This is a genomic window from Candidatus Dadabacteria bacterium (assembly GCA_026706695.1).
Lineage (GTDB): Bacteria > Desulfobacterota_D > UBA1144 > Nemesobacterales > Nemesobacteraceae > Nemesobacter.
Genome location: JAPOYE010000106.1, coordinates 1,807 through 9,369, shown reverse-complemented (window position 1 = coordinate 9,369; position 7,563 = coordinate 1,807). Strand labels below are relative to the sequence as shown.

General features: G+C 52.6%; 7 protein-coding genes. 5 read left to right on the top strand and 2 right to left on the bottom strand.

All coding sequences use genetic code 11. From position 1 onward, the window contains the following. Positions 1-310, bottom strand: a 310-nt coding sequence (locus OXG10_08290) for a hypothetical protein (protein MCY3827354.1), incomplete at its 3' end; no start/stop codon positions are given. Positions 311-762: 452 nt separating this feature from the next. Here OXG10_08290 and acs point away from each other — a divergent pair. Then, positions 763-2,712: an acetate--CoA ligase gene (gene acs / locus OXG10_08285; GenBank protein ID MCY3827353.1), complete on the top strand. Its 1,950-nt coding sequence runs from the start codon at positions 763-765 to the stop codon at positions 2,710-2,712. A gap of 75 nt (positions 2,713-2,787) precedes the next feature. On the opposite strand, the gene OXG10_08280 is transcribed toward acs, so the two are convergent. Next, positions 2,788-3,255, bottom strand: coding sequence for a hypothetical protein (locus OXG10_08280; GenBank protein MCY3827352.1), 468 nt, complete (start codon positions 3,253-3,255; stop codon positions 2,788-2,790). A gap of 218 nt (positions 3,256-3,473) precedes the next feature. Between OXG10_08280 and OXG10_08275 the strand changes: the two genes are divergently transcribed. The 4 genes from OXG10_08275 (at position 3,474) to tmk (ending at position 7,482) form a co-directional block, all read left to right on the top strand. Continuing rightward, positions 3,474-4,604, top strand: a complete 1,131-nt coding sequence (locus OXG10_08275; protein ID MCY3827351.1) for an ATP-binding protein — start codon at positions 3,474-3,476, stop codon at positions 4,602-4,604. A gap of 175 nt (positions 4,605-4,779) precedes the next feature. Beyond that, positions 4,780-5,937, top strand: coding sequence for a Fic family protein (locus OXG10_08270; protein ID MCY3827350.1), 1,158 nt, complete (start codon positions 4,780-4,782; stop codon positions 5,935-5,937). A 184-nt stretch (positions 5,938-6,121) separates the two neighbouring features. Beyond that, a complete protein-coding gene (locus tag OXG10_08265) occupies positions 6,122-6,877 on the top strand; it encodes a pseudouridine synthase (protein MCY3827349.1) in 756 nt (251 codons plus the stop codon). Next, the gene (tmk, locus tag OXG10_08260) at positions 6,874-7,482 is read left to right on the top strand and encodes a dTMP kinase (protein ID MCY3827348.1); all 609 of its coding nucleotides are present in this window, start codon (positions 6,874-6,876) and stop codon (positions 7,480-7,482) included. Before OXG10_08265 ends, tmk begins: the two co-directional genes overlap by 4 nt. Positions 7,483-7,563: the final 81 nt, after the last annotated feature.

Here is a 7,563-nt window from a genome sequence, read left to right as displayed (position 1 = left end):
CAAAAGAATAGTGATCTTTCGGGTACGCCTCGCACGTGTCATCGTTGTCGTCATGTGTCAGGGTGACGACGAGATGGACGGGATCTGATCCCATGAAGCTGCCGTCCGTGACGAGGGTGAAATCGTGTGTTTCACAACCGCCGCTGTACGATACCGTGAGGGTCAGCGTGTCGTTTTCGATGACCGGCGCATGCTCGCCGTCTATTTCGAGTTCATACGCATCGCTTTCCTCGAGTGCGACGGTTCTGGCCACATCGTTGATGACGACTGCCCCCTCGAGCGGGCGGTCGTCCGTGTCAGCGGGGGCCATGCTTGAGATGGTACCGTCCGGGTTACCGTCTGGGCCTTGTCCGCATGCTGTTGCGGACAGGAGCAAGAGACAGAGAGTGAACCTGCTTATTCTTTGCCAAGACATGTCTTGATTTCCTTCGAAATGGTCGGTTGGTGCTAATTTAAATGCTTGCCCCACGACCGTCAAGGCATCTGCAAGGAGTGTGTAAGGAGTCAATTGAATTGACCGAATTTTGAATAAATTAGTTCAGACATTGTCAATTCAAAGCACAGGAGTTACAATACGACTCAGCATCTTGAAGCCTAGGATCGAGCGTAACTGCTTGATATATAAAGCCCTTAAATATTAAATGACTACCTCTACGGTTCCCCAAGATTCGGCTGTTTTGTCCCTTGGAATTTCCGTACAAGCACGGCGGTTTTAAAACTCGGGATAATCACAATGGAAGTTTATTAGTCAGGAGGAAATTCATGTCAAAACCGAAAGTTTTTCCACCCTCAGAAGCTGTTACCGAAGGAGCCCTGATAAACAGGGACGAATATAACTGGATGTATCGTCAGTCAGTCAGGGACCCGGAGGGATTCTGGGGGGCCCACGGCAAGCGGATTGACTGGATCAGGCCCTATACCAAGGTGAAGGACACAAGCTACGGTCCTGGGGAAGTGTCAATCAGGTGGTTCTACGACGGGACCCTTAACGTGTCGGCAAACTGCGTCGACCGCCACGCGGAGAAAACTCCCGACAAGATCGCAATCATATGGGAGGGGGACGACCCCGCCGAAGACAGGAAGTTCACTTACGCGGAACTTAAGAGCGAAGTCTGCCGCATGGCTAACGTGCTTAAGTCTCTCGGTGCCCGCAAGGGCGACAGGGTAACCATATACATGCCGATGATTCCCGAGGCTGCCTTCGCCATGCTTGCGTGCGCGCGTATCGGCGCCATTCATTCGGTAGTGTTCGGAGGTTTCTCACCGCAGGCGCTTGCGGGGAGGATCTCTGACTGTGAATCGGAGATAGTCATTACGGCGGACGAGGGACTTCGCGGCGCTCGCAGGGTGCCTCTTAAGGTAAACACGGACAAGGCCCTTGAGGACGCCGCCGTGGACTCGATCGTAAAAAAGGTGCTGGTAGTGCGCCGTACTGGAGCGGACGTTCCCTGGGATGGTGAGCGGGACGTCTGGTATCATGAGGCCGCGGCGGAGGTTTCCGATGACTGTGCGGCCGAGGAAATGGGCGCTGAGGACCCGCTTTTCATTCTCTACACCTCGGGTTCGACCGGAAAGCCCAAGGGGGTTTTGCACACAACCGGCGGTTATCTTGTTTACGCTTCGATAACTCACCAGTACGTGTTCGATTACCACGAAGGAGAGGTCTATTGGTGTACGGCTGACGTCGGCTGGGTCACCGGCCACAGCTACATCGTCTATGGACCGCTTGCAAACGGCGCCACCACTGTGATGTTTGAAGGGGTTCCGGGTTATCCGGACATGTCACGTTTCTGGAGAGTTTGCGACAAGCACAACATCAGTATTTTCTACACGGCCCCCACGGCTATCCGGGCGCTTATGCGCGAGGGAGACGGGCCGGTCAAGGAAACCTCCCGCGCCTCGCTTCGCGTTCTTGGCACCGTGGGAGAACCAATCAATCCCGAAGCCTGGATGTGGTACTACGAAGTGGTCGGCGACGGCCGGTGTCCCATAGTGGACACTTGGTGGCAGACCGAGACCGGGGGTGTCCTGATAACCCCGCTTCCCGGTGTAACGGACCTAAAGCCGGGTTCAGCCACACTGCCGTTTTTCGGGGTGCGCCCGGAACTGGTTTCTGACGACGGCAATGTCCTGGAAGGCGCGGCCGAGGGAAATCTCTGTATAGTGGATTCATGGCCGGGACAGGCGCGCACGGTTTACGGCGATCACGACCGTTTCGTCGAAACTTACTTTGCCGCCTATCTAGGCAAGTATTTTACCGGCGACGGCTGCCGTCGCGACGAAGACGGTTATTACTGGATTACCGGGCGTGTCGATGACGTTATAAACGTATCCGGTCACCGGATGGGCACAGCCGAGGTGGAGAGCGCTTTGGTGTCGCACGGAAGCGTCGCCGAGGCGGCGGTGGTAGGCTATCCGCACGAGATAAAGGGTCAGGGCATCTATGCGTACGTGACACTTAACGCCGATTCGGAGCCTTCAGAAGAACTTCGCGGCGAGCTAGTTAAGTGGGTGAGAAAGGAAATAGGGCCGATCGCCTCTCCCGATCTTATACAGTGGGCTCCAGGGCTTCCGAAAACCCGCTCTGGCAAGATCATGCGCCGGATTCTGCGCCGCATCGCCGCCAACGAGTACTCCGACCTTGGCGATACTTCAACTCTTGCCGACCCATCTGTAGTTGACAACCTGATTGATAACCGGATGAACCGCTGAAGTTTTTGAGGAAGGAAAACTTGCCCGAAACTCTGATTGCGTCTGGTGGGCTGTCACGGCTACTTTTGCAGCACCCTATTCTTCCTGTAAGGCGCACTCCTCAGCGGCGACTACAAATGTGTTTACTACTTGTCCGTACTGGATTTGCCTGACGGTTTCCTGGTCTTCGCCGCTCAGCTGCTGGCAGAAGATCATGCCTGGGATCAGGTCAAAGCGGAGACATAAATCATAGTATTCCAGGTCTCCGGTTGTAACATCAGTTACTACCCAGTCGCCGACGTAATTGGGCAAGTTTTCAGTGCTTAGGCCGCATGCTTCCTCGGCAATCCGAAGGATCGTGTAAGTCTCGTCATTGGTATTGCCTGTCCATGTGCCGGATACAGTTCCGTCCGCATTGTACTTTATATCTTCATCTTCACAACGCAGGAATGTTCCTTCTTCTGTTATGAATTCATCTGGATGGGCTCCAGAGGGGAGAGGTTCAACGTGGTTAAAGTCAGGGTTGTTTACGCAGTCAATATCATCAGGCGTGAGTCCACCCAAATTCGGACTCTCACTGCCCCCCCCCACAGCCGACTATCAGGAAAAGCGAAGCATAAACCAAAACTGAGAAATTTTTCATTGCTACCTCCAATATATCAGATTTGCGAAATTGAATTGTAACCAAAGCTAGGTTTTGCACAAGAGGATTATCGGGTTCTGAGGTTTGCGTCTGCGGAAAAACTTTACAAATTAGGAATTATATTCCATAATTGTAAAACATGATAAGACGGACAATAGAAACGAAACTTCTGAGTCTCGCCGCGCAGTATCCCGTCGTCACGATTACGGGGCCTCGCCAGTCAGGCAAGACGACCGTGTCGGTGAAATGTTTTCCGGAGCACCTTTATCTCAACCTGGAAGACCCCGATGTGCGGGAGCATGCCCGGAAAGACCCGAGAGGATTCCTCGCACAATCGGAAACAACGATTATAGACGAGGTCCAGCATGTTCCCGATCTGGTTTCTTATATTCAGGGCATAGTGGACCGCAGCGTCCGGACGGGACAGTTCATTCTGACCGGAAGCCATCAGTTCAGTCTAACGGATATGGTCTCCCAGTCGCTTGCCGGAAGGACGGCGCTTGTAAACCTGCTTCCCTTCTCGCTTGAGGAACTGGGGGAAAAGTCTTCGTACGAAAATCTGATCTACAGGGGATTCTATCCGGCGATTATTGACAGAGAGCTCAATCCCTCAGAAGCCCTTTCATTTTACACGGATACCTACATTAAAAGAGACCTGAGAGACATTAGGGAGATCAGGAACCTGAGACAGTTTGAAAGTTTCCTGAGACTCTGCCCGTCAAATGTCGGACAGATGCTTAACAGGGCGCGTATGGCTAACGACATAGGTGTTGACGCCAAGACTGTGGACGCGTGGATTTCGGTTCTTGAGGCAAGCTACATCATCTACCTTCTCCCTCCCCATTACAGAAATTTCAGAAAGCGGATAGTGAAAACGCCGAAGCTTTACTTCTGCGACGTGGGCCTTGCCTCCTATCTGCTCGGAATAAAAACTGTTGAGCACGTGAAATCACATCCACTCAGAGGTGCGCTTTTTGAAAATCTGGTCGTAATGGAAAAGGTCAAGAGGAAACTTAACAACGTTGAGTCCCCATCTCTGTATTTCTTCAGGGACAACACCGGGAACGAAGTCGATCTTCTGGAGCCGGAAGGCGCCGACGTGATTTCCTATGAGATAAAGTCGACCCGCACCCTCGGCGCCGGGTTGTTCAAGGGTCTTGATTTCTATAGAAGGCTCAATCCCGACAACAGGAAATCAGTTCTGGTCTATGCCGGGAGCGAAAGAACAAGCCGTTACGGGCACGAATGTGTGCCTTTTTTTGACGTCTGAAACTGCGTTGCGAGTAACATTATGGCGGATATAAAAGCGGACAGAATAAACACTGAAAAAAGATTTTAATTCAATCTAACTTTATGATATTATTTATATAATGGATAATATTGGACCGGACAAAGAACCGGCCGGATCACATGACCCGGAAGATCGGGGGGAAGTGGTTTCACTGATGGAACCGCTTCTGATAGGCAGGACTTCAAGACACCACGGTGAACTGACTGACCTGGCGGTTGAACTTGCGCAATGCGTCGCCGGTCTCGGTCACGGCCTGCCCGAGGGCGTACTTGAGTCTCTTTCCGGTCTCGTAAGGGTGATGAACTGCTATTACAGCAACCTTATCGAAGGCCATGAAACTCATCCGGTCGATATTGAAAGGGCCATGAAGGAGGACTACAGCGCCGACACGAAGAAGCGCAATCTGCAGCTTGAGGCAAGAGCCCATATAGCTGTTCAGAAATGGATTGACGAAGGAGGCCTCAAGTGCGGCGCGACCGCTGTTGCCAGTCTGCAGGAAATCCACTACCGGTTCGGGGAATTGCTTCCCCATGAACTGCTCCAGGTGGAAAATCCGGATACTGGAGAAGTTGTCAGTGTTGTTCCTGGCGAACTGCGCAGTCGCGATGTCCGCGTAGGCCGCCATGTTCCCTTAAGTCCCGGGGCAGTGCCCCGTTTTATGAAGCGGTTTGAAAGTGTCTACGGAAGCCTCGGCAAAACCGACACTATCTTGGCTTCCGCGGCGGCTCACCACAGACTGCTTTGGATACATCCTTTCCTGGACGGAAACGGGCGCGTTGCCCGTCTCATGTCCGATGCCATGTTATCGGAAGCCTTGAATGCGGTCAGGATATGGTCGGTCTCAAGAGGGCTGGCACGGGAGGAGGGGTCGTATAAGAGCCGTCTGATGGCATGCGAAATGGGACGTCGCAATGATCTCGACGGCCGGGGTCCTCTGAGCGAGGAGGCCTTGGCGGAGTTCACGCGTTTTTTCTTGACTATCTGCATTGACCAGGTGGATTTCATGGAGAGGCTCATGATGCCGGATCGTCTGCTAAGCAGAATTCTGCTCTGGACCGAAGAGGAAATCCACGCCGGCGAACTCCCTCCTCAATCCAGAATTATTATGAGAAATGTTCTTTATCGCGGGGAGATTCCAAGAGGAGAAGTCACTCGCCTTCTCGGCTCAAGTCCCCGCCATGCCCGTCGCATCACGTCTGTTCTGCTGAAACGTGGAATTCTGGCTTCACGGAGTACCCGTGCTCCGTTGCGACTTGCCTTTCCGGCCGAACTTGCATCCCGCTGGTTGCCGGGACTCTTTCCGGAAAAGTAAGAGAAAAAAACTTCCAGCGTTGGGCACCCCGAAAATTCGTAAATTGCGGTCCTTGTCAGCTACGGGGTTCCAAGAGGGCAAACTGGTACGAGCGTGAATGTCCGCCTTTGTGGTGTATATTAGAAATGCGTAAAGAAAAACACGTTCACAAAAAATTAAATTTAGAGATTGCCGGTCTGATTAAATGAGGCTTAACAGATTTCTCTCCGAGTGCGGAGTAACGTCAAGAAGAAAAGCGGATAACCTTATAAAGGCGGGACGGATAACTGTAAACGGGGAGGTTGTTCGTACTCTCGGTTCCGTGGTGGACGAGACTGCCGACATGGTAGCGCTTGATGGAAAACCCGTGCGCAAGGAAAGGAAAAGATACGTGATGCTTAACAAGCCTCCCTTTTACCTCACTTCCCTCAGGTCCATGGAAGATGGAAAGAAAACGATAACGTCCTTCCTGGGAGGCATAGAGCAGAGGGTTTATCCCGTTGGCAGGCTTGACTACGACTCTGAGGGACTTCTGATTCTCACAAACGACGGGGAACTTGCAAACAGAATACATCACCCCAGGTACAAGGTGGTAAAAACTTATCTAGCCGAGGTTTCGGGGGATGTGCCGGATGATCTCGAAGCGGTACTTGGTGGAGGAGTGGAAATTGAAAAACGGTTTACGAAGCCGGATTCAGTGAGTGTTCTTCAAGTGTCCCCTGGGCGCGCGCGGGCAAGCATTTCATTTCACGAGGGGAGAAAACACCTTGTGAAAAAGTACTTCGAGGCCTTTGGCCTTCGAGTTGCCAGGCTTAAGAGAATTTCGTGTGGTAACGTACGTCTCGGCGAGCTTGGCAAGGGGGAGTGGCGTGACCTGAACCCTGGGGAAATCAAGAACCTCAGGAAGATGACGGGACTTTTGTCTCGAGGTCAGGACAAAACCCCGGGAGGCGCAGTGTGAGCAGATTTATCACATTCGAGGGAATAGACGGAAGCGGCAAATCGACCCAGGCGAGGCTTCTAGCCGATTACCTCTCCAGCAAGGGGACCAAGGTGTTTTTTACAAAGGAACCGGGCGAGGGCAAGCTCGGCGAGGCGATAAGAAACGAGATTCTCGACCGGAGGGATATCGATATTGAGCCCTACGCCGAACTTTGTCTTTTCTGCGCGGACAGGGCCCAGCACGTAAGGGAGCTCATACTGCCGAAACTAAAAGACGGTTACACGGTCATTTGCGACAGGTACTACGATTCGACCCTTGCTTACCAGGGCTCGGGAAGGGAGCTTGACCCTGACCTGGTTCTCCGCATGGCTGTGGCATCAAGTCTCGGTGTTGAGCCCGACGTCACGTTTTTTCTTTCGATACCGGTTGAGCAGGCGCTCCTGAGGCTCAGGGACCGCGGTAAGGAGAGAAACAAGATGGACGAGGAACCGGTTGAGTTCCACAGCCGAGTGGATGAGGGTTACAGACGGCTGATTGAAAAAGGGACCCCAAGGCTCAAGGTAATAGAAGCTTCCGGTTCCCTCGAGGAGACCCAGATGGAGATAAGGCGCTTTTTTGAGTGATCACGCCCCTTGGACTGAATCTGTTATCCTCTCGACAAGCTGCTCCACTCTAGGATACATGTAGATATGCAGGATGATTCC